At 59.0% G+C, this 19,963-nt stretch carries 17 protein-coding genes and 1 pseudogene; 10 read left to right on the top strand and 8 right to left on the bottom strand.

Features of this window, described 5'->3' with window-relative positions; genetic code table 11:
• The first annotated feature begins 28 nt into the window (after positions 1 to 28).
• From NKH13_RS25900 to NKH13_RS25890, 3 genes are read left to right on the top strand one after another with little or no spacing between them, the layout of a single operon-like run.
• Complete coding sequence (locus NKH13_RS25900; RefSeq protein WP_352915362.1) at positions 29 to 1,516, top strand: aldehyde dehydrogenase; 1,488 nt, start codon at positions 29 to 31, stop codon at positions 1,514 to 1,516.
• A 1-nt stretch (position 1,517) separates the two neighbouring features.
• Positions 1,518 to 2,408, top strand: coding sequence for a dihydrodipicolinate synthase family protein (locus NKH13_RS25895; protein WP_352915360.1), 891 nt, complete (start codon positions 1,518 to 1,520; stop codon positions 2,406 to 2,408).
• The gene (locus NKH13_RS25890) at positions 2,405 to 3,742 is read left to right on the top strand and encodes an NAD(P)/FAD-dependent oxidoreductase (protein WP_352915357.1); all 1,338 of its coding nucleotides are present in this window, start codon (positions 2,405 to 2,407) and stop codon (positions 3,740 to 3,742) included. The genes NKH13_RS25895 and NKH13_RS25890 overlap by 4 nt, the downstream gene beginning before the upstream one ends.
• 36 nt (positions 3,743 to 3,778) lie before the next feature.
• On the opposite strand, the gene NKH13_RS25885 is transcribed toward NKH13_RS25890, so the two are convergent.
• Complete coding sequence (locus tag NKH13_RS25885) at positions 3,779 to 4,267, bottom strand: transposase (RefSeq protein ID WP_352915356.1); 489 nt, start codon at positions 4,265 to 4,267, stop codon at positions 3,779 to 3,781.
• Between NKH13_RS25885 and NKH13_RS25880 the strand changes: the two genes are divergently transcribed.
• Complete coding sequence (locus tag NKH13_RS25880; protein WP_352915353.1) at positions 4,230 to 4,493, top strand: hypothetical protein; 264 nt, start codon at positions 4,230 to 4,232, stop codon at positions 4,491 to 4,493. The two genes, NKH13_RS25885 and NKH13_RS25880, sit on opposite strands and share 38 nt — an antisense overlap.
• A 558-nt stretch (positions 4,494 to 5,051) precedes the next feature.
• On the opposite strand, the gene NKH13_RS25875 is transcribed toward NKH13_RS25880, so the two are convergent.
• The 5 genes and pseudogenes from NKH13_RS25875 to betI all read right to left on the bottom strand — a co-directional run bounded on the left by NKH13_RS25875 (position 5,052) and on the right by betI (position 9,503).
• On the bottom strand, positions 5,052 to 6,398 hold the full coding sequence (locus NKH13_RS25875) for an ISNCY family transposase (RefSeq protein WP_352915352.1): 1,347 nt from the start codon (positions 6,396 to 6,398) through the stop codon (positions 5,052 to 5,054).
• 237 nt (positions 6,399 to 6,635) lie between these two features.
• Positions 6,636 to 7,673, bottom strand: a complete 1,038-nt coding sequence (locus tag NKH13_RS25870; RefSeq protein ID WP_352754028.1) for an IS110 family RNA-guided transposase — start codon at positions 7,671 to 7,673, stop codon at positions 6,636 to 6,638.
• 285 nt (positions 7,674 to 7,958) lie between these two features.
• A pseudogene (locus NKH13_RS25865) lies at positions 7,959 to 8,334 on the bottom strand (transposase).
• A gap of 14 nt (positions 8,335 to 8,348) precedes the next feature.
• Positions 8,349 to 8,717: a transposase gene (locus tag NKH13_RS25860; RefSeq protein WP_352915351.1), complete on the bottom strand. Its 369-nt coding sequence runs from the start codon at positions 8,715 to 8,717 to the stop codon at positions 8,349 to 8,351.
• Positions 8,718 to 8,906: 189 nt separating this feature from the next.
• A complete protein-coding gene (betI, locus tag NKH13_RS25855; protein ID WP_352915349.1) occupies positions 8,907 to 9,503 on the bottom strand; it encodes a transcriptional regulator BetI in 597 nt (198 codons plus the stop codon).
• Positions 9,504 to 9,672: 169 nt separating this feature from the next.
• Between betI and NKH13_RS25850 the strand changes: the two genes are divergently transcribed.
• The 5 genes from NKH13_RS25850 to NKH13_RS25830 are packed head-to-tail and all read left to right on the top strand — an operon-like array spanning position 9,673 to position 14,205.
• Positions 9,673 to 10,350: a cysteine hydrolase family protein gene (locus NKH13_RS25850; protein WP_352915346.1), complete on the top strand. Its 678-nt coding sequence runs from the start codon at positions 9,673 to 9,675 to the stop codon at positions 10,348 to 10,350.
• A gap of 28 nt (positions 10,351 to 10,378) precedes the next feature.
• Positions 10,379 to 11,431 (top strand): ABC transporter substrate-binding protein, encoded by a 1,053-nt coding sequence (locus NKH13_RS25845; protein ID WP_352915344.1) that lies wholly within the window; start codon positions 10,379 to 10,381, stop codon positions 11,429 to 11,431.
• A gap of 3 nt (positions 11,432 to 11,434) precedes the next feature.
• Positions 11,435 to 12,514, top strand: a complete 1,080-nt coding sequence (locus NKH13_RS25840; RefSeq protein WP_352915343.1) for an ABC transporter ATP-binding protein — start codon at positions 11,435 to 11,437, stop codon at positions 12,512 to 12,514.
• Positions 12,515 to 12,518: 4 nt separating this feature from the next.
• Positions 12,519 to 13,412 (top strand): ABC transporter permease, encoded by an 894-nt coding sequence (locus tag NKH13_RS25835; protein WP_352915340.1) that lies wholly within the window; start codon positions 12,519 to 12,521, stop codon positions 13,410 to 13,412.
• Entirely contained in the window at positions 13,405 to 14,205 is an 801-nt protein-coding gene (locus tag NKH13_RS25830; protein WP_352915337.1) for an ABC transporter permease, read from the top strand. Before NKH13_RS25835 ends, NKH13_RS25830 begins: the two co-directional genes overlap by 8 nt.
• A gap of 75 nt (positions 14,206 to 14,280) precedes the next feature.
• Here NKH13_RS25830 and pyc read toward each other — a convergent pair whose 3' ends face one another.
• Positions 14,281 to 17,751, bottom strand: coding sequence for a pyruvate carboxylase (gene pyc / locus NKH13_RS25825; protein ID WP_352915335.1), 3,471 nt, complete (start codon positions 17,749 to 17,751; stop codon positions 14,281 to 14,283).
• Between the two features lie 1,186 nt (positions 17,752 to 18,937).
• Entirely contained in the window at positions 18,938 to 19,048 is a 111-nt protein-coding gene (locus NKH13_RS25820) for a Fic family protein (protein WP_352915412.1), read from the bottom strand.
• Between the two features lie 206 nt (positions 19,049 to 19,254).
• Between NKH13_RS25820 and NKH13_RS25815 the strand changes: the two genes are divergently transcribed.
• Positions 19,255 to 19,611, top strand: a complete 357-nt coding sequence (locus NKH13_RS25815) for a hypothetical protein (protein ID WP_352915334.1) — start codon at positions 19,255 to 19,257, stop codon at positions 19,609 to 19,611.
• Positions 19,612 to 19,963: the final 352 nt, after the last annotated feature.

Below are 19,963 nucleotides of genomic sequence, written 5' to 3'. Positions count from 1 at the left end.
TGTCACTTTGACACGAGGGAGAACAGAAATGCTCAATAAAGTCGACTACAAGATGCAGGCGAAAGCACTGAAGCTGCCAACCAAGATGATCGTGAATGGGCTGCAGACAGCAGCCCTCTCGGGCAAAACCTATGCAACCTTGAACCCGGCTACTGGCAAGGTTCTGGCGGAGCTGCCCGCAGGTTCGGCGGCCGATGTCGACAAGGCCGTCGCTGTCGCCCGCCAGGCGTTTGAAGATGGCCGGTGGTCGAAGCTGACCCCGGCGAACCGCAAAAAATTCCTTCTGAGGCTGGCATCGATCATCGAGGAAAACGCGCTCGACCTGGCGCTGATGGAGAGCTTGGAGAGCGGCAAGACCATCAGCGATTGCATCAACATCGACTTGCCCGAGACTATCAACAGCCTCAGATGGCATGCAGAAGCCGTCGATAAGATCTATGACCAAGTTGCACCTGCCAACGACTCCTCTCTCGGATTGATCGTGCGTGAGCCTATCGGCGTCGTCGGCATTGTACTCCCTTGGAACTTCCCTCTTTTGATGCTCGCATGGAAGATCGGCCCTGCTCTGGCAGCGGGATGCACGATCGTTGTCAAGCCGGCTGAAGAGACGTCGCTCACCACATTGCGGGTAGCTGAGCTCGCGCTCGATGCTGGGCTTCCGGCTGGTGTTTTCAATGTCTTGACCGGTGATGGTCCGGATGTCGGCGAACCAATCGGCCGCCATCCCGACATCGACGCCATTTCCTTCACAGGCTCTACCGACACAGGCCGTCGCTTCCTGAAATACTCCTCCGAAAGCAATCTGAAGGAAGTGGTCCTTGAGATGGGCGGCAAGAATCCTTGCATCGTGATGGACGACGTTGCCGATCTTGACGCCGTGGCCTCCCACATCGGCAACGGTGCGTTCTGGAACATGGGTCAGAACTGCTCGGCCATCTCACGCGTTTTCGTCCACAAGGATGTGAAGGATCGCCTTCTCGAGAAATTGGCGGAGGTTGCCAAGACCTGGACCGTTGGAGACCCGCTCGAACCGGAGACCCGTATCGGTCCGCTTATCTCTAAGACGCATTTCGACAAGGTCAGCAGCTATCTGGGGGGTGATGGCAGGGTCGTCGCCGGCGGAAAGGTCTTTAACGGGACTACGATCGAGCCCACGGTTATCGAATTTGACCGCCACGACGGCAAGCAAGTGCGGGAAGAGATTTTCGGACCGATTGTATCTGTGATTGCTGTGAGTTCCCTGGCTGAAGCGGTCTCGTTCGCTAACGAGACCGAATATGGCCTGGCGGCATCCGTTTTCACCGCCGACGGCACCCAGGCGCTTCGGGCCGCACGGGCGATCAGAGCGGGGACCGTCACTGTGAACTGCTACGGGGAGGGGGACGCCGCCACCCCGTTCGGGGGTTACAAGCAATCGGGCTTCGGCGGTCGGGACAAGGCCCTCCACGCGCACGATCAATATTGCCAGACCAAGACGCTCTGGATTGACCTGAGTAGCTCAAACGGGGGTTTCTGAAATGTCATCATTTGTTTTCTCCGGCCTGAATATTGCGATCACCGCTCCGTTCGACTCGAATGGAGGTATCGATTTCGATCGCTTCCAGGACCTCATCGAGCGTCATTTGGCCACCGGCATCGACGGTTTCGTGTTCAGCTCCGGCACGGGCATGCATGTCTATTTGACGCCCGATGAATCGAGGTCGCTCATCGAACGTGGTGCGCGCATCGTCGCCGGACGGGCCAAGGTTATCGCTCAGACTTCGGCATTGCTTACGGCAGAGGTCGTGGAAAGAACGCAGTTTGCGAAGGACTCAGGCGCTGACGGTGTAATGGTCCTCCCGCCCTTCTTCGAAGGCCCTTCGGATGACAACAGCGTCTTCGACTTCTATGCCGAAGTCGCTAAGGTCGGACTGCCTATCATTGGATACAATGTGCCGCAGGCGGTGGGCGTACGCATAACGCCGGACCTGCTCCGCCGACTCTGCGAACTGCCTGAATTCCGCGCCGTCAAGGACAGCAGCGGCGACTTGGTCGCGCAGGTCAGGCTGATCGGCACCGGCTTGGATGTCATCAACGGCGCCGATCCACTCGTCCCGTTCTCCCTGTTCGCCGGTTGCTCAGGTCTGATCTGGGGCGGAGCGAACATTGCGCCGCGCACATGTGTGGCGATCGTCAAGGCCGCCCGTGAAAAAAGATGGGACGAGGTGCAGTCGCTTTGGCGGCTGCTGGAACCAATTATGTCGCTCCTTTGGGACGGCGACTATGTGCCAAGCGTGTATGCGGCCGCAGAACTCACTGGATATGGCTGCGGTACGGCTAGGAAACCTTTCCGGCCCCTTTCAGCGGACCGGATCACGGCGCTTCGGAACGCCCTGGGCGCACTGGTTGAGCAAGAAGCGGTGCGATGACTAGCAAGACCTTTCGCGCGCGTCGTCTTCCCGTCCATGGCGTGGAATCCGGCTGGTCGGCGTTACTTCCTCCGCGGGAGCCCACGCCGGCACTGGTTCATGCGATCACCGTCGATGTGCTCATCATTGGCGCGGGATTCGCCGGATTGGCAGCCGCCGTCAGATTGGCCGATCTCGACCCGAGCCTGTCTGTCGCCATCATCGATGCCGACGTCGTGGGGAACGGGGCAAGCGGCCGCAACTCCGGGTTCCTCATCGATTTGCCTCACGATATTTCGTCGGGCAATTTCGGGGTGGGCGCTGTCGCCAAGAGCCGTAACGAAATCTTGGTCGCGCGGACTGCCATTCAACACTATGCCCGTTTGGCGGAGCAGAATGGCTGGGACAGAGACGTGTTCGATCCTAGCGGCAAATACAGCGTGGCCATGACCGATGCGGGCACGGAGCATCTCGCAACCTACTCTTCGAAGCTCAAATCATTGGGCGAGCCGAACCAGCTTCTCAGTGCAGCTGAGATCGAGGACGTCACGGGCACAAGGACTTTCAAATCGGGGCTCTTCACTCCCGGTGCGGCCATGGTGCAGCCGACCGCCCTGGTGAGAGCCATCGCAGATTTGTTTCATGAGCCCGTCCGGCTATTCGAGAGGACGCCTGCCCTATCTATTGAAAGTTCATCGAGCGGCTGCACGGTGAAGACACCCAAGGGCGAGGTGAGGACCGCCCGGGTGATCCTGGCGACAAACGGCCACGCGGAGAGCTTCGGGTTCGGAAGCGGTGAACTTCTCCATATCTTTACTTACGCCTCGCTCACCGAGCGATTCAACTACTCCGCGCTGGGCGGATACCGGAAATGGGGAGCGACACCGGCCGCGCCGATGGGCACGACCGTGCGGCGCATCAATGGCCCCGATGGCGACCGAATTCTTATACGTTCACGCTACACATACCACCCGACGATCGAAGTCGGCGCCGCCTCGATCAAGAATGCGGCTGACCTCCATGACCGCAAGTTCGCGGACCGGTTTCCTGACCATCGTCACTTGAAGATGCAGTATCGCTGGGCGGGCGCAATGGCGCTCACGCGCAATTCGGTGCCCCTGTTTGGCCAAGTGGCGGACAGCGTTTTCGCCGCATGTGCCTGCAACGGCATCGGAGGGACTAAGTCCACCGCCGCAGGTGTCGCAATTGCCGAACACTTGCTTGGGCATCAGTCACAGCTCGGCGAAGTCTTCAGCGCATTCGACAAGCCGCATGCTTTGCCCCCGCGACCGTTCATCGATGTAGGCGCACGATTGAACCTCGCATACAGAGAATGGCGCGCGGGACGCGAATAGGCGTCCTGGGCCACACACGCACGCCTTGTGTCGGGATCATCGCAGCATTTCCAGCCCCTGCAAGATCCGCAGCAGGACACTGACGTCGACAGTGCGGTCAACGATCACACGCCGGCCGTTGGCGCCGACGATTTCCATCCGGCCACCGGTAGACACCGCTTGGCTGGTCGTAGCCGGTACTTCAGAGTGCGATCGCTCAGGAGCCGGCTCTTCCGGCTCTGCATCGTGCAGACCAGAACCGACAACGCCCATATCAATGAAGGCGATCGGTGAGGTCTCGGGCAACGGCTTGGATCGGCCCAATCGCCCTTGCCCGGCTTGCTTCATCCAGATGAACAAGTGGTTCGCGTTCATGTCGTGGCGCCGCACCACAACCGACACCGGATCACCGATCTCCTGCACCTCTCGCACGATCGCCAGCTTCTGCTCGACCGTCCAGGAGCGGCGCGTTCGCTGTCGGCCCGCATCCGTAGGCGGCCTTCGTCGTATGCATACGCCAGACGCCGCGCCCGACAGCGTTCTCACCTTCGCCGAGATCACTGCGCTCGACCAGATCGACGCGTCCCGAACGCGACCGCGCCCCCAACGGCCCACGCTCGCCGCCTACCTGCTGCAAATCGCCATGCTTGGCGGCTATCTCGCCCGCAAACATGATCCGCCTCCCGGCAACATGGTGGTCTGGCGCGGCATGACCCGCTTGCACGACATCGCCTTCGGCATCTCCATTGGATCAAGCCGACGACGTGGGTAATCGAAAGACGGTGACGGCCGGTGACGACTTGGCCGTATGTACTGCCTTCCCACCGGCCCGTAGGAACGCAATCTGTTGGTGATTATACGCTTGGCAGCAGAACCTGCTTCTTCAGAAGTGGCGTCAGCAGACGCCGCTGATCAATGGCTCTCTACAATCAGCACTTCTGACCTTTGATGCGCAGGACATCATAGAGGTGCTGGACATCGTCTTTCGTCGGCCGCGCTTTCGGCGGCATCGGCGGATGGTCTCGCAGGAAACGACGGTTCCGCGACCGAGCAGCATTTCTCGCATCGCGTAGGCTCGTATTGCAGCGGAGTAAAGCCAGACAGCATGGGCCGCGATTCGATCGGATAGCGGTGGCTAGCTAGTTTCCGTCCATAAACGCCGGTATTTCGCAGCATTTGCAATCGCTTGGATCCGACCGGAAGCGCCGTTGACGGGCATGGACAGGTCAGGAATAGTTGATGATCGACAAAATGCAGTGCTTGGCAACGATCGGACGCACGCCATTGCCGGCGGCTCTGCCGGCGGGACGGCTGCGATGCCGAGCTGATATCAGGTCGGCCTGAGGCGGGTGAAGAGGACGAGGTTGTAGGCCGCGACCGAGGACCAGACGTAGGTTTTGAAGTGATCAAGGCCGCGCCAAGTGCAGCGCGCCAGGCCGTAAGCGCGTTTGAGGCACGAGATGCCAGCTTCGATGCCGGCGCGAAAGTTGCGCAGCTTGCGATAGACCCACTTGCTTCTGACCATATCCTCGATCTTGAGGCCGGCTTTCTTGTGGAAGGCCATGTCGGAGACGCCCCACGCCTTCGCCGTGGCCAGGTTGTCGCGCGTGGCGAAGCCACCATCGGCTGCTGCCTGCCGTGGCGCCTGACCCCAAATGCCTATGTGACGCTCCAGCATCGGCAGCAATCGGTCGCTGTCGGCCGGGTTGCCTTTCTCGATCACCAGATCGAGGATCATTCCACTCTTGCCGGTGGTCAGGTTGAGCTTGTGGCCATACTCGGTGTCGCGGCTGCCTTTGACGATGATATCGGCATGCTCTTCGAACAGGCTGACCAGCTTCTCGCCGGCCGACACCGGCTCGCCGGCCAATACCCGCCGCTCGCTCTGTCTGATGATGCGTTCGACCAGCGGCCGATAGTGACGGACCTGGAGCTGCCACAGTGCGATGGACGGTGTGCTCGCCAGTACCAATCGCTCGCTCGCCTGCTCCAGATAAGTCAAGGTCGCACGGGCGATTGCGATCAGCTCGCGGTAGAGTTGGACCCGATTGGGTCGACCGCGCGTGAACTGGATCTTGCGAGCCCGCTTCTTGGCTGCGCGGCAATGATCGCGCCATGCTGAGCCGGCACCGCCGACCAAGGCGTCAGCCCGCTTCAGCAGGCGCACCATGACCCGCACGGCATCCCAAAGCAGGCTGCTGTCGCTCGGCTCGTGCATGAGTGCCGAGGTCACGGTGCTGTCCAGCCGCACGACTGCGCCATCTTCGAGCTTCGCCTGCCGAGCGCTCGACAGCAGTACCCGATTGACCTGCTCCCAGGTCTCGGACCGGATCGCACTGATGGTCCTTTGCAGCACCGACTTGTGCGGGCTCCATGACAAAGGCAGGCGAGCAAAGGCGCGAAACGAAGCGGAGTCCTCAAGATGGAACGCCAGCTCCTGGTAGCTCAGTTGCCGGTATTGCTTGAGGATCGCGCAGCGCAACACCGCTTCGGCAGGCAGGCCCTGCCGTCCGGTGGCCTTGACGTCGACCCGCACCAAATCGCGCGCCACCAAGCCAAGAAGGTCGCGATGCTCATCCAGCCATTGCGACATCGCCTTCAACTCGTGACCGATCTCGTGCGTGGCGAAAAGATCGAATATGCTGGCTTCTCTATTCGGCGGCTTGAGGTCAAGCACTTTCGAGCTTTCCGCTTCGCCGGCATGACGTCTTTCGCGGGTCTTGCTTCTCTTCGGGATCGGCGCCTTGGCCCTCCCAGTATGGGGAATCCGCAGAACGAGGTGGAACAATCTTGGACGCGTCCTGATGTACAATCGGCACCGCCAGCATAGCGAACTCACCTCATCCATCGTCCCGCGAAGGACGTTTTTCCACCGGCAAGTGGAACTTTGTTGTCTCCTTCTTAACGGCCCAGTTCAGACGGCGACCGGTGTGCTTTCCTTGGTCCAGCGGAACCGTGTGCCATCGCTCCACATGCGATGCATGATCACCGCTAGTCTACGGGCGAGCGCAACGATGGCCCGCTGCCGACCACGCCGCTTGGCGACGTTCATCGCCCAGGCCTTCAGCCAGGACCACTTCGTCACGCGCGTCAGTAGGACCTGCGCGGCTTCGTAGAGCAGCGTTCGCATCATATCGTCACCGCATAACGAGATCCGGCCGACCCGGCGGCTTTCGCCCGACTCATGGAGCACAGGTGTCAGACCCAAAACCGGTCCGACCGCTTTCGAATTGTGGAAGCGGGCAGGAATGTCGATGGTGGTGGTATAGGCCAGAGCCACGACCGGGCCTACACCTGGTGTCGTCATCAGTCGGCGGCAAACTTCATCATCCCGGACGATCGCCAGAAGCTTGCGGTGAAGGGTGGCAAAGTGCTGGCGCAGCTTGCCGCGAGCGTCGAGAAGCGGTTCGACGATTTCGGCCAGATCAGGCATGCCTTCAACCAGTTCGTGGATGCGTTGCTCGAATTTGACCGTACCGACGATGCCGACCTTGAGCCCGAAGTTGCGCAGCAGCCCGCGGATGTCGTTCTCGATGGCAATCGCCTTTTCCTGCAGCAGCTTGCGCGCCGTCAGCAACGCCCGACGCTTCTGGTTCGTCAGGGTCTTAACATGCACCGGGCGGAACAGGTTGACCCGCATCATCTGTGCGATGCCGCGCGCGTCATTGCGGTCGGTCTTGTTCACCTGCGCCTTCAGGAATGCCTTGGTGTGACGCGTCTCAATGCAGATCAACGGCAGGCCGGCTTTGGCAAGGCCCTCGAACAGCCATTGCGATAAGGGCCCGGCTTCAAGACCGATCCGCTCAAAGTTCCAGGCAGGATCCTTGAGCACCCGCGCAAGATCCTCCGGATGGCTGGGAACTTTCATCTCGCGGCAAACCGTGCCTGTTTCGTCGACGATACACACCGCCGTCTCTTTCACCGAGACGTCCAATCCTGCATGATGTTTCATGCTGCGCTTCCTTTCCTGATGCTTGTGGCTGTTTCGGACAGACCACGTTCTACCATCAGCTCGAAGCGCAGCACCTCCATGCCGCTCCGCCAAGATGGGGCGCAAGCCGAATACCCCATCTTGGACGGTGCGTTCTTGGCGCATTGTCGGCTCCGGCGGTGGCAAGGCTTTGGAATCAGTGGCATGATCCAAGATACCTGAAACCGCCGGGCCTTGCTCGCGCAAAGCCGCGATTCATCCAACAGAATCAATCGTTTGCCGTTTATGGACGGAAACTAGCTAGGGTCAGGACTCATTGATCCAGAAGATGAAGGCTGCAGCGAAGGCGATCGCCGACAGGAAGGTGTGAGCACATCGGTCGTACCTGGTGTGGATGCGTCGCCAGTCTTTGAGGCGTGCGAACATGTTCTCGATCCTGTGGCGTTGTCGGTATAGGACAGGATCGTAGCTGTGCTGAACACGATGCATGGGGCGGGATGCATGGCGTGATACCGCGCTCGACGAGCGCCTGGCGGAAGGCCGCTGAACTGTAGGCCCGATCGGCCAGCAGGGCGTTGGCGGTGGGCAAATCCTCGATCACTGCCGCAGCAGTCTTGTGATCATTGGCCTGCCCTTCGCTCAGATGCAGCAGCCGCGGGCGTCCCTTGCCGTCACAGACCACTTGCAGCTTGGTGGTCAGTCCACCTCGGCTGCGTCCGATACATCGGGATAGAGCCCCTTTTTGAGCAGGCTCGCCGCCGTGCGATGCGCTTTGAGATGGGTGGCATCAATCATCAGATTGTCCGTTTGACCGCCCTGCGCGGCCAGTTCCGCCAGAATGCGGTTGAACACGCCCAGCCGACTCCAGCGGATGAAGCGGTTGTAGATGGTCTTGTGCGGACCGTAGTCAGAAGGGACATCTCGCCAGCGAAGACCATTGCGGATCACGAACAGGATGCCGCTCAGCACCCGGCGGTCATCTACACGCGGCACACCATGCGACAAAGGAAAATAGGGCTCGATCCGGCGCATCTGCTCCGGGGTCAACATCAGCAAATCACTCAAGGCGGCACCTCCTGCCACCTTGAATCACCCAACAGATATCAATTCAACAAATTAATAGGTCCTGACCCTAGTCGGTGCACTCAAGGTCACGGGCGCGCTGCTACTTCAATTCTTACTGCTCAAAATTGGGAAAGCGTTCATTTTTCCAATCCTAGAAATACAAGGGGTCACTCGCAATGGTGATCGATTTCAGCATTTCTGTGCTCGGGAAACGTCGATCGCCCTCTGCAGATACCGTCGACATACTTTGCGCGCATCGTCCATCGTAAAGCTTTCCGGATCAATGAACTGACGGATCCAAAAGCCGTCAGCCAACGCGTAGAGTCCGAGATACACCTCTTCAGCTTCATCCGCCGGAAGGAGCTGCCGGAGCGAATGGAGAATGTTGGATCGAAAACGTCGATTGATCGTTCGCTGCAACGCGCCAAGCCTCGGGTGCCCCGGTATATGAGACCAGAATGCCCGCCATGCGAGAGCAGAACCCGGCCTGAGCTGTTCTTTCCGCAGGCTGACGTCGATGAAAGCCTCCAGCTTTTGCATAGCTGTCGGGTTTGGTGGGATCAGCCGACGCATCTCCGACACTTGATCTGAAATAAGACGGCGGAGTGTCGCCTCCAACAGCTCTTCCTTTCCGTCGAAGTAGTGATTGACGAGGCCCGGCGAGACCCCAGCCTGCTGAGCGATTGTCGCCAAGGTCGTGTCGGAGAGTCCGTGCTCAGCAAGAGACAAAATAGCCGCGTCGATAAGCTCGTTCCGTCTGTAGTCCCTCACCTTAATCCGCGGCATAACTTCTCCCAAGCTCCAGCTTAGCCCATCCGTGATAATTATTCTATCGAACAAAATTTTGTTTGACTCAACAATCTTAGCCGTCCACTATCCATTTGGGAATGCCGATTTGTAGCCAAATCGAACACGCAACGAGAATCTCAGCAGCCATTTAGAGGAGAGGGTACACGTGATTTTGCGCGAAGAATTCAAACGAACTGCGGTCATCGCCGTGGATCTGCAAAACGACTGTATCGAACCGGAAGGAGCCTCGCCGATCTACAATCGCGATGAGCTTATTCGGGAGGCTAAAACCGCTCTCGACGCGTGTCGCGCAGCAGGCCTGCCGATAATTTACACTCAACATTGGCTCGATCCTAGAGGAGTAGATGCGCTTGATATCGATCTCCAGAGCGATGGTCGACCGAAAAACGGCGTTGCGGATACTCCCGCTGCAGAGATTCACATCAACCTTAAGCCGGAGGCGCAAGATCTGCTTGTACGAAAGCAACGGTTCAGCGCGTTCTATAACACGAATCTGGAGCTTCTCCTGCGCCGACTCGATGTGGATCATCTTATCATGTTCGGCATCTGGACCGAGGCTTGTTTCGAAACGACAGTTTGGGATGCAATTTGGCGCGACTACCGCATCACGATCGTAAAGGATGCCTGCGGCACCCTAACCGAGCTCATGCACATGACCGCCATCCTTGACCTTGCCAATTGGCTCCACGCAGGCTCGGTTGTCACAGCAGACAATCTCAAAAACGCACTGGAGGGCGCACCGCACGAGGCTTGGCGCTTCGAGAGGCCGAGCGCATTTGCTTACACGCTGGAGAACGTGAGGTCTCTCTATAACTCGCTTTAAATTGCAAAACGAAACAAAGGGGAAAGCTATGCAGCGCAGAACGTTCATCAAAGCCACGGCCACAATGACGCTTGGCGCTGTAGGCGCGCTATCTGCGTCACTCCCGGCCTTCGGGGCGCAGGAACTGCGGCTTCTTACTTGGGAGGGTTACGCAGACGACGCGTGGGTCAAGAACTTTGAGGCCGAGTACAAAGTTCAGGTGTCGAAGACCTATGTGGGATCTAACGACGAATATATGGCGAAGCTGGCCGCGGGAGGTGCCGACTATGACTTAGTCGTAATCGTCAGCTCCCTCGCTCGACGAGCAATCGACGCCGGATTCGTCGAGCCTCTCGACCTGAGCCTGATCCCCAACTTCGAAAGCATTTTCCCGCGCGCGAAAAAGGTGCCCTTCATTGCCAAGGACGGTCAAATTTACGGGGCACCCACCTTTCTTTTCGTTTCTCCGGTTACAGTAAACGCGAAAGAGCTTCCAGAAGGCAATGACTTCGGAGTTCTTTTCGACCCAAAGAATGCTGGTAAGATCGCGATGTGGGACGACGTCTCCACTATCGGAGACGTGGCAAATTGGATGGGAATTAAAGACATCTGGAACATGCCCGACGATCAGCTCGCAGCCGTCCAAGCAAAGCTTATCGAACAGAAGCCGCTCGTTCGCACATATTGGTCGCAGGCCGGAGAAGCCATCGAATTGTTCACAAACAATGAAGTTATAGCTTCGAATTCCTGGAACTACATCACCAAAAATTTGAAGGAGAGGGGTGTTCCTGTTCGTGAATTCCTGCCCAAACCGCCTCTAGGCGGTATAGATTCGCATTTTGTAGTGAAGGGCAGTCGGAATCGTGAGTTGGCTCACCATTTCATCAATCATATTCTTAGCGCGGACTCACAGGGCAAGGAAGCGGATTTGTATGGCGTAACGCCTATGAATCCTGCGTCGAAAGCCCACATGGAGCCGGAGACGTGGGTCGCTCTCGGTCTCGACGACATAACTCGAGAGATCAACTCCATGATTTTCTGGGACGATATTCCGAGGCGCGCCCGCTACATGGAAGTGCTGAACGAAGTAAAGGCAGCCTGAGAGGTGGGATCGACTGCGCTACTGAAAAGCTCAGCTAGAGAAGGAGACGCCATCGTCTCCTTCGATCGGGTCGAGAAGCGCTTCGGTGGGTTCGTTGCGATCAGAGAGCTTTCCCTAGATGTTCGCCGCGGCGAATTTTTAACCCTGCTAGGACCTTCGGGCTGCGGCAAGACCACAACGCTAAGGCTGATCAATGGCTTTGAGCTTCCGACACGCGGGGCGGTTGCCATCAATGGCCAGGCCGTAAGCGATTTGCCTCCGTTCAAGCGCTGCGTGAACACCGTTTTCCAAAGCTACGCGCTGTTCCCTCACCTGACAGTTGAAGAAAACGTTGCTTACGGGCTGGTGATCAAACGCATGCCCAAGCGCGAGGTCAAGAGTCGCGTGCGGGACATGCTTGAGCGAGTTCGATTGAGCGATAAGGCTAAGCGCCGGCCGCGCGATCTGAGCGGCGGTCAAATGCAGCGCGTGGCGTTAGCGCGCGCCTTGGTGAATGAACCGGCTGTGCTCTTGCTGGACGAACCGCTTGGCGCTCTCGATGCAAAACTGCGACGTTCGATGCAATTCGAACTCCGGCGCATGCATCAGGACCTCGAACTGACAATTGTGTGTGTCACCCATGACCAAGAAGAAGCTCTCACCATGAGCGACAGGATTGCTATCATGAACTGCGGCGATTTGGTCCAACTGGGGACGCCCCGTGAGGTGTTCGAGCGCCCCAACAGTCAGTTTGTTGCCGACTTCATCGGGGGCTGCAATTTCCTTCCTGGATCTGTCGATGGCGCGGGCGTGCTCAAGCTCATGGATGGCACAGCGGTCAAGGACGGTGCCAGCGGTCCCCCTCGCATGGTCACGATCGCTATACGACCGCAGAGAATCAGTATTATCTCCCCCGAGGTGGCCTCTTTGACCGCCATCGTCCGCGATGTGGCATATCTTGGCACCATGCAGCGGGTAGTGCTTGAGCGCGGCGAGGTGAGCTTACACGCCGAGTGCCCCGAGAAGTGCGCGGAAATCCGCCGGGGAGGCTTGGTTGGCCTGCAGTTTGACCCAGAACATATCGCCGTGTTCGAGGAGGGCTGACTCTGTGGCAGTGCAGGAAGCCCTTACAGTTCCCGGCAGTCCCGCAAGGGCTCGATCGTGGAGTCAAACCCACATTCTTGTAATGTTTCTAGGCCCGGCAGCAGCCTACGCGCTCATCTTCCTGATCCTGCCCTACGCTAGCGTTCTCCGCTTCAGCGTCTGGTCAGTTGAAAACTACGCTATTAACCAGGAGCTGACCACGGCAAACTACTGGCGGATAGTGGAAAACCCTCTCTATCGCGCGGCGATTCGCAACTCCCTCTTAGTGGCTGTGATCGTGACGACCGCATCCGTCGTCGTCGGCTACGCCTTGGCGGTCTACATTGCATTCTTCGCCGGCCGAGCCCGATCAGCCCTGTACTTTCTTCTGATCATCCCGCTCTGGACAAGCTTTCTTCTGCGGGCCTTTATCTGGCGTATGATCCTCGGCCGTCAAGGGATTCTGAATAGTGCGCTTCTGTGGGTGGGAGTCGTCGACAAGCCGGTAGACGTCCTGCTCTTCAACATGTTCAGCGTTTGTCTGACGCTGACGTACGTGTTCATCCCCTTCGTCGCGCTTCCCGTCTACGCCGCTCTCGAGAAAATCCCAAAAGACCTAATTGAGGCCAGCATGGACCTGGGCGGAAGCGTATGGATCACGTTCCGACGAGTCATAATCCCACTTAGCCTCCCAGGCGTGGTCACGGGTGCCATCTTCACTTTCTGTCTAAGCTTGGGCGACTTCGTAGCTCCAACCCTGCTCGGCGGTCCGGACGTTCTCATGGTAAGCAGCGTCATCATAAATCAGTTCGGCGCCGCCTTTGACTGGCCCATGGGAAGCGCACTGGCCGTCATCGTAATCGTTATTGTGGCCACAGGTGTGGCGCTTGCCACACAACTGGAGCGACGCAATGGGTGAAGCAATGGGGCGCTGGGGCGGAGGACTTGGGAGTGTATTACGTATCCTGGGCATAACCTCGCTGCTATTCCTGTATCTGCCCATGGTGGTCCTTATATTCTTTTCCTTCAGTGCCGGGCGGACGTTCACCTTTCCTATCGTAGGATACACGACCCAGTGGTATGTTGCTCTCGCTGAGAACAGCGATCTACTGCGCTCCCTCAAGAACAGCTTTTTTGTGGCTGCCGGGGTTGTTCCGCTGACGCTGCTCCTTGGCATCCCCGCCGCGTATGCGTTAAGTCGAATTCCTTTTCGCGGCAGGGGAGTCCTGGAGCATGTATTCATGCTGCCCCTGATGATCCCGGGGCTGATCACAGGGCTCTCGATCCTGCTCCTATTGAAGGAATTCAATCTAGGGCTTTCCCTCTTTTCGGTGGTGCTGGGACATACCGTTGCCTGGCTGCCGGTGGTGATTGCGCAGGTAACTGCTCGTTTGCGCGGACTGGATCCGCGCCTAGAGGAAGCAAGTCAGGACCTAGGCGCTGGAACTATCGAGACCTTTCTTCGCGTCGTGCTACCGAACCTGACGACCGCCATAGTTGGCAGTGCGCTGCTTGTATTCATCCTGAGCTTCGACGAGATCGCTATCACCTTCATGCTCACAGGCACCGAGAATACCTTGCCGATGTACATTTGGGCCAGCTTACGGCGCGGGGTCAGCCCCGAACTCTGCGCGGTAGCCGCATTGATGGTTGCAGCGTCAATATGCCTGGTATTCGCGGGGCTGCGGTTTTCAAAATTAGAGGCAGAATAAAGGTTTTGATTTTGTCTGAAGATCCGAGGTTTCTGGTCGGTTGTAGACGGTGTGGGGGTCCGAGAGCTTCCAGTGTCACGGGCGTGCAGCCTCAGTAACAACGAGCAGATCCTTCGCGTCGATCTGGTCGCCGGCCTTGACCAACACCTCGGCTATGGTGCCGTCGCGTTCGGCATGCAACGCCGTTTCCATTTTCATCGCTTCGATCGACAGCAGCACGTCGCCAGCCTTCACCGCCTGGCCGGCAGCGACCGCAAGCGCCGAGACGACGCCAGGCATCGGCGCGCCGACATGCGCCTCATTGCCCGGCTCCGCCTTGCGCCGTGCCTTGGCAGCGGAGGCGCCATGCGCCCGGTCCGGCACCTTCACCCGGCGCGGCTGCCCGTTGAGCTCGAAGAACACGGTGACCATGCCCTTTTCGTCGACATCGCCGATGGCAAGGCAGCGCACCACCAGCGTCTTGCCTTTTTCGATGTCGACGAAAATCTCGTCTTCCGGCTTCATGCCGTAGAAATAGGTCGGGGTCGGCAGCACGCTGACCGGCCCGTAGGTCTCCTGCGCGGCGGCAAAATCGGAAAACACCTTCGGATACATCAGCCACGACGCGAACTCGAACTCACTGAGCTTGCGCTCGAGCTTTTCCTCGACCTCCGTGCGACTGGCCTTGAGGTCCGCCGGTTTGAGCAGCGAACCCGGCCGCATCGTGATCGGCTTTTCGCCCTTCAGCACCTTCTTCTGCAATGGCTTTGGCCAGCCGCCCGGCGACTGGCCGAGATCGCCGCGCAACATCGACACCACCGAATCCGGGAAGGCGATGTCCCTCGCCGGATTCTCGACGTCGGCGACGGTCAGGTCCTGACTCACCATCATCAGCGCCATGTCGCCGACGACCTTGGACGACGGCGTCACCTTGACGATGTCGCCGAACATCAGATTGACGTCGTGATAGGTCTGCGCCACTTCGTGCCAGCGTGTCTCCAGCCCGAGCGAGCGCGCCTGTTCCTTGAGGTTGGTGAACTGACCGCCCGGCATTTCGTGCAGATAGACCTCCGATGCCGGCCCCTTCAGGTTGCTTTCGAAGGCTGAATACTGGTTGCGCACCGCCTCCCAGTAGAACGAGATGTTCCTGATCCACTGCGGGTCGAGGCCCGGATCGCGCTCGGTGCCCTTCAGCGCCTCCACGATCGAACCGAGGCACGGCTGCGAGGTGTTGCCCGATAGCGAATCCATCGCCGCGTCGATGGCGTCGACGCCGCTCTCCGCCGCCGCCAGCACCGTCGCCGCCGACAGGCCGGATGTGTCGTGGGTGTGGAAGTGGATCGGCAGGTCCGTCGCCTCGCGCAGCGCCTTGAACAGCACGCGGGCAGCGCTCGGCTTCAACAGCCCAGCCATGTCCTTGACGGCGATGATGTGGGCGCCTGCCGCCTGCAATTCCCCGGCCAGGCCGACATAGTATTTCAGATCGTATTTCGCCCGCGCCGGGTCGAGTATGTCGCCGGTATAGCAAATCGCCGCCTCGATCAGCTTGCCTTCGGCGCCGACCGCATCCATGGCGACGCGCATGTTCTCGACCCAGTTCAGGCAGTCGAAGACCCGGAACAGGTCGATGCCGCCGGCAGCGGCCTGGCGGACGAAATGCTGGACGACATTGTCGGGATAGTTGGTATAGCCAACGCCGTTGGCACCGCGCAGGAGCATCTGCAGCACAAGGTTGGGTGCTGCCTCGCGCACCAGCGACAGCCGCTCCCATGGGTCTTCGGTGAGAAAGCGCATGGCGACGTCGAATGTGGCGCCGCCCCAGCATTCGAGCGACAGAAGCTGCGGCAGAGCGCGCGCATAGGTGCCGGCAATTCCGGCGATGTCATAGGTGCGCATACGCGTCGCGAGCAAGGATTGATGCCCGTCGCGCATTGTCGTGTCGGTGACCAGCACCTCTTTTTGTTCGCGCATCCACGCGGCGAATTTTTCCGGCCCGAGCACGTCGAGCTTTTGCTTGCTGCCTTGAGGCACATTGCCGTTGAGATATGGCACCACCGGTGGCGCCGCATCGGCCTTTGGCTGCGGCCGGCCGCGCGTCTCGGGATGACCATTGACCGAAACGTCGGCAAGGTAGTTGAGCAGCTTGGTCGCGCGGTCCTGCCGCTTCACACTGGCGAACAGTTCCGGCGTCGTGTCGATGAACTTGGTGGTGTAGGAATTGTCGGCGAAGCTCGGGTGATTGATGATCGCCTCGAGGAAGGTGAGGTTGGTCGCCACGCCGCGGATGCGGAATTCGCGCAGCGCCCGGTTCATGCGGGCGATGGTCTCGGCCGGCGTCGGCGCCCACGCCGTCACCTTTTCCAGCAGCGGATCGTAGAAGCGGGTGATGACCGCGCCCGAATAGGCAGTGCCGCCATCAAGGCGGATACCGAAGCCGGTGGCACCGCGATAGGCGGTGATGCGGCCATAGTCGGGGATGAAATTATGCTCGGGATCTTCCGTGGTGATGCGGCACTGCAGCGCGTGGCCGTTGAGCCTGATGTCCTTCTGCGCCGGCACGCCCGATTCCGCCGTGCCGATGGCAAAGCCGTCGAGGATGTGGATCTGCGCCTTGACGATGTCGATGCCGGTCACCTGTTCGGTGACGGTGTGCTCGACCTGGATGCGCGGATTGACCTCGATGAAATAGAATTTTCCGGTATCGGCATCCTGCAGGAACTCGACTGTGCCGGCGCCGATATAGCTGGTTTCGCGCGCAATCCTCAGCGCGTAGCCGCAAAGCTCCTCGCGCTGTGACATTTCGAGGTAGGGCGCCGGCGCCCGCTCGACCACTTTCTGGTTGCGGCGCTGGATCGAACAATCGCGCTCGAACAGGTGCACGGCATTGCCATGCGTGTCGCCCAGCACCTGCACCTCGACATGGCGGGCGCGCTCGATCAGCTTTTCGAGATAGACCTCGTCCTTGCCGAAAGCCGCCTTCGCCTCTCGCTTGCCTTCCATCACCTCGCGAGCGAGATCGGCCTCGGAGCGGATGGCGCGCATGCCGCGGCCGCCGCCGCCCCAGGATGCCTTCAGCATCACCGGGTAGCCGATCGTCTTGGCGAGTTCCTTCACCGCCGCCATGTCGTCCGGCAAAGGATCGGTGGCGGGTATCACCGGCACGCCGACTTCGACCGCGAGATTGCGCGCGGCGACCTTGTTACCCAGCCTGCGCATCGTATCCGGCTTTGGCCCGATGAAGATGATGCCGGCCGTGGCGCAGGCTTCGGCGAATTCCGGGCTCTCCGACAACAGGCCGTAGCCCGGATGGATGGCGTCGGCGCCCGAAAGCCTGGCGACGCGGATAACCTCCTCGATCGACAGATAGCTTTCGATCGGCCCCATATCCCTGGCCAGATGCGGCCCGCGCCCGACCTGGTAGCTTTCGTCGGCCTTGAAGCGGTGGAGCGAATATTTGTCTTCCTCCGCCCAGATCGCCACGGTTTTGAGGCCGAGTTCATTGGCTGCGCGGAAGACGCGGATGGCAATTTCGGAGCGGTTGGCGACAAGGATTCTTGAGCTCGGCATTCGACTCCTCCAAAGGATGCGCGTGAAGATGCCGTCTGCGTTGTCAGTGTACGCATTGAGCATGGATTAAGCTCAACCGCTTCACCATGAAGGCGACAGACGCTTCACCATGAAGGCGACAGAGACGCCCAAATGAACCGCCGCCGATTGCTGTGAATGCCCGCCGTCAACAAAACGAGCAATCCGTGCCGGCGGCGACGCCCTTCGCCGAATGCGACCATTGAACGCCGGCTCACTATAATCGCCATCGAAAAAGGTGACCGGCGCTGCTTGGGAGCTACTTGATAGCGCCGGCCAGGCGGAATCAAGGTCCGCCGTAGGCCCAGAATAGAGAAGCCATATTGTCAATCACGCAAGCACTCTGGCCTTAGCTCGCTTCTAAGAGGGTCATCAATGTGATCCTTGTATCGGGGGCCTCATCGATCTTTTCCCGCTCGCAAAAGGCGTGCACAACGCCGCGCACACACCGTGAAGCTAAGTTTTGTTCGTCACCGCACTCTCCCGGTCAGGTAATAACTATTTTGTTTGACGCGGCGGGCATGGATCGCTTCGTAGTGCTCTAAGGTGCAGCTCGAATTGCATCTGTCGAACCTCGGCAATGTGTGGGACCAGTGATCGCGTGGCTCGCAGCCTGATCATTCGATATTCAACATCGCGATCCTTATAGATAACGGGGGGCGGGACGCAATTTACTTTTTATCAGGGCCGGGATAACAATTACTCATGTCGAAGGATGTATTGACGGCTTTCGTTGAAGTGCGCTGCGCGAATTTGAATTTGCTGCACGGCATTTTACCAAGGCTACTTGGCGGCGATGCGTTTTGTTAAGGTCACACCCCAGAGACCAGGGTGGGATTAGGGGGACCATCAAAACGTCGGACTAACGATCAATCCTTATGAGGATCACACCTTTGATCGGCACCAAAGGTTTGCGCATAGATCGCCTCGATCCGCCCTGCCTCGTCATTGGTCAGAGCCGCAAATTCCTTTTCGCGGGCGCGGTTCGACAGGTGGCCACCGTTCTGGTGAAGGAAACGGAAAGAGCAGACCGATGCGCCGGAATTGATCGTAGCACTGTAGAAAGCGGTTTCGTCGGGGAGGTCTCGCTCGATCGTCCTCTGAACGCGGCATATAGGTATTCAGCGTGCGGGGTTGCATCGAAGATCGGTAGGATCCCCGGTGTCATTCAGCACCCGGACGTTGAATTGCGGCGTCGGTTCCCATTTGACCAATGGCGATGAATGCGGCCGTTTCCGTCCTCAAACGGATGGATGTAGACAAAGCCGAAGGCGAGGATTGCGGCGGCGATGACGGCACCAAGGTTTTTAGTGGGCGCATCATTCTCGTGCGCAGTCTGCTAGAGGGCTGCGCGGCCAGGAGATGGATGCGCTCGGCATACAGCTCGCTGCTGAAACTGGTTTGGGATCGATGAACGCCGCTGAAGGCGATCATGTGCCTGGCAGCTAGCCGCGCCGGTTCACGCTCGCCTCCGGTCGCTTCGCCATGATCGATGACGAGCTGGACTTCTGGCTCGTGCCTTGGTCGCCATCGCTCCATAAACAACTCGGCGATCAGGTCGTTCCGCGACCGGCGTGGATTGGAGTCTCGGAAAAAGCGTGGGCTTGGACTGTAGGCAGCGGGGCAGCAGGACGTTCTCTGGGATACCTCGGGATGTCCAAAGCCAGCGGGGGCGCTCGCAAGCTAGCTATTTGCGAGCAGATTGGCGACTTCGGATCCGCAAAACCGCGCTTTTTTTGCGCGAGGCGCATCGGCACCGATCGCGCCAGTGGTTCACAGCCGAAAAACCCGCCACTCTTGAGGGCAAGAGCGGCGGGTTTTTTGCAGAGCTACTCGAACTGAATACGCGTTCCCACTCATATTAGCTGTGGATAATTTAGCCCGCATCAATATGCAAAATTCCGGCATCTAAATCGATCCGAATTCGCGTTGCAGCGGGCTCGGAGGTTCCGGGCCGAAATCGCTGTTTTTTCGCTGTGTGGGGAACGACTTCCAGTCTCGGTCCAGGGCGACGAATTGAGGGGCAGCAATGGTGGCTGGCGAACCAAACGACGTGCGCGTCAAACACGCCGGTGGGGGATGGGTCGTTCATATTGTTGAGGACGGCAAACTGACAGCTCATCGGTTCAAGTCACAATCTCCCGCCGAGAATTTCGCCGATTGCCAACGAGCCAGACTCGGCCTTGCTGGCAAG

Source organism: Mesorhizobium sp. M1348 (assembly GCF_040317925.1).
Classification (GTDB): Bacteria; Pseudomonadota; Alphaproteobacteria; order Rhizobiales; family Rhizobiaceae; genus Mesorhizobium.
The sequence above is the reverse complement of the archived record's forward strand: the minus strand, read 5'-3'. Positions and strand labels throughout refer to the sequence as shown.

Bases quoted from the DNA above. Each gene is read 5' to 3' on its own strand.
- NKH13_RS25880 (WP_352915353.1), top strand. From the start codon at position 4,230: ATGCATACGCCAGACGCCGCGCCCGACAGCGTTCTCACCTTCGCCGAG.
- NKH13_RS25900 (WP_352915362.1), top strand. From the start codon at position 29: ATGCTCAATAAAGTCGACTACAAGATGCAGGCGAAAGCACTGAAGCTG.
- NKH13_RS25815 (WP_352915334.1), top strand. From the start codon at position 19,255: ATGATCGATGACGAGCTGGACTTCTGGCTCGTGCCTTGGTCGCCATCG.
- NKH13_RS25845 (WP_352915344.1), top strand. From the start codon at position 10,379: ATGCAGCGCAGAACGTTCATCAAAGCCACGGCCACAATGACGCTTGGC.
- pyc (WP_352915335.1), bottom strand. From the start codon at position 17,751: ATGCCGAGCTCAAGAATCCTTGTCGCCAACCGCTCCGAAATTGCCATC.
- NKH13_RS25895 (WP_352915360.1), top strand. From the start codon at position 1,518: ATGTCATCATTTGTTTTCTCCGGCCTGAATATTGCGATCACCGCTCCG.
- NKH13_RS25830 (WP_352915337.1), top strand. From the start codon at position 13,405: ATGGGTGAAGCAATGGGGCGCTGGGGCGGAGGACTTGGGAGTGTATTA.
- betI (WP_352915349.1), bottom strand. From the start codon at position 9,503: ATGCCGCGGATTAAGGTGAGGGACTACAGACGGAACGAGCTTATCGAC.
- NKH13_RS25890 (WP_352915357.1), top strand. From the start codon at position 2,405: ATGACTAGCAAGACCTTTCGCGCGCGTCGTCTTCCCGTCCATGGCGTG.
- NKH13_RS25870 (WP_352754028.1), bottom strand. From the start codon at position 7,673: ATGAAACATCATGCAGGATTGGACGTCTCGGTGAAAGAGACGGCGGTG.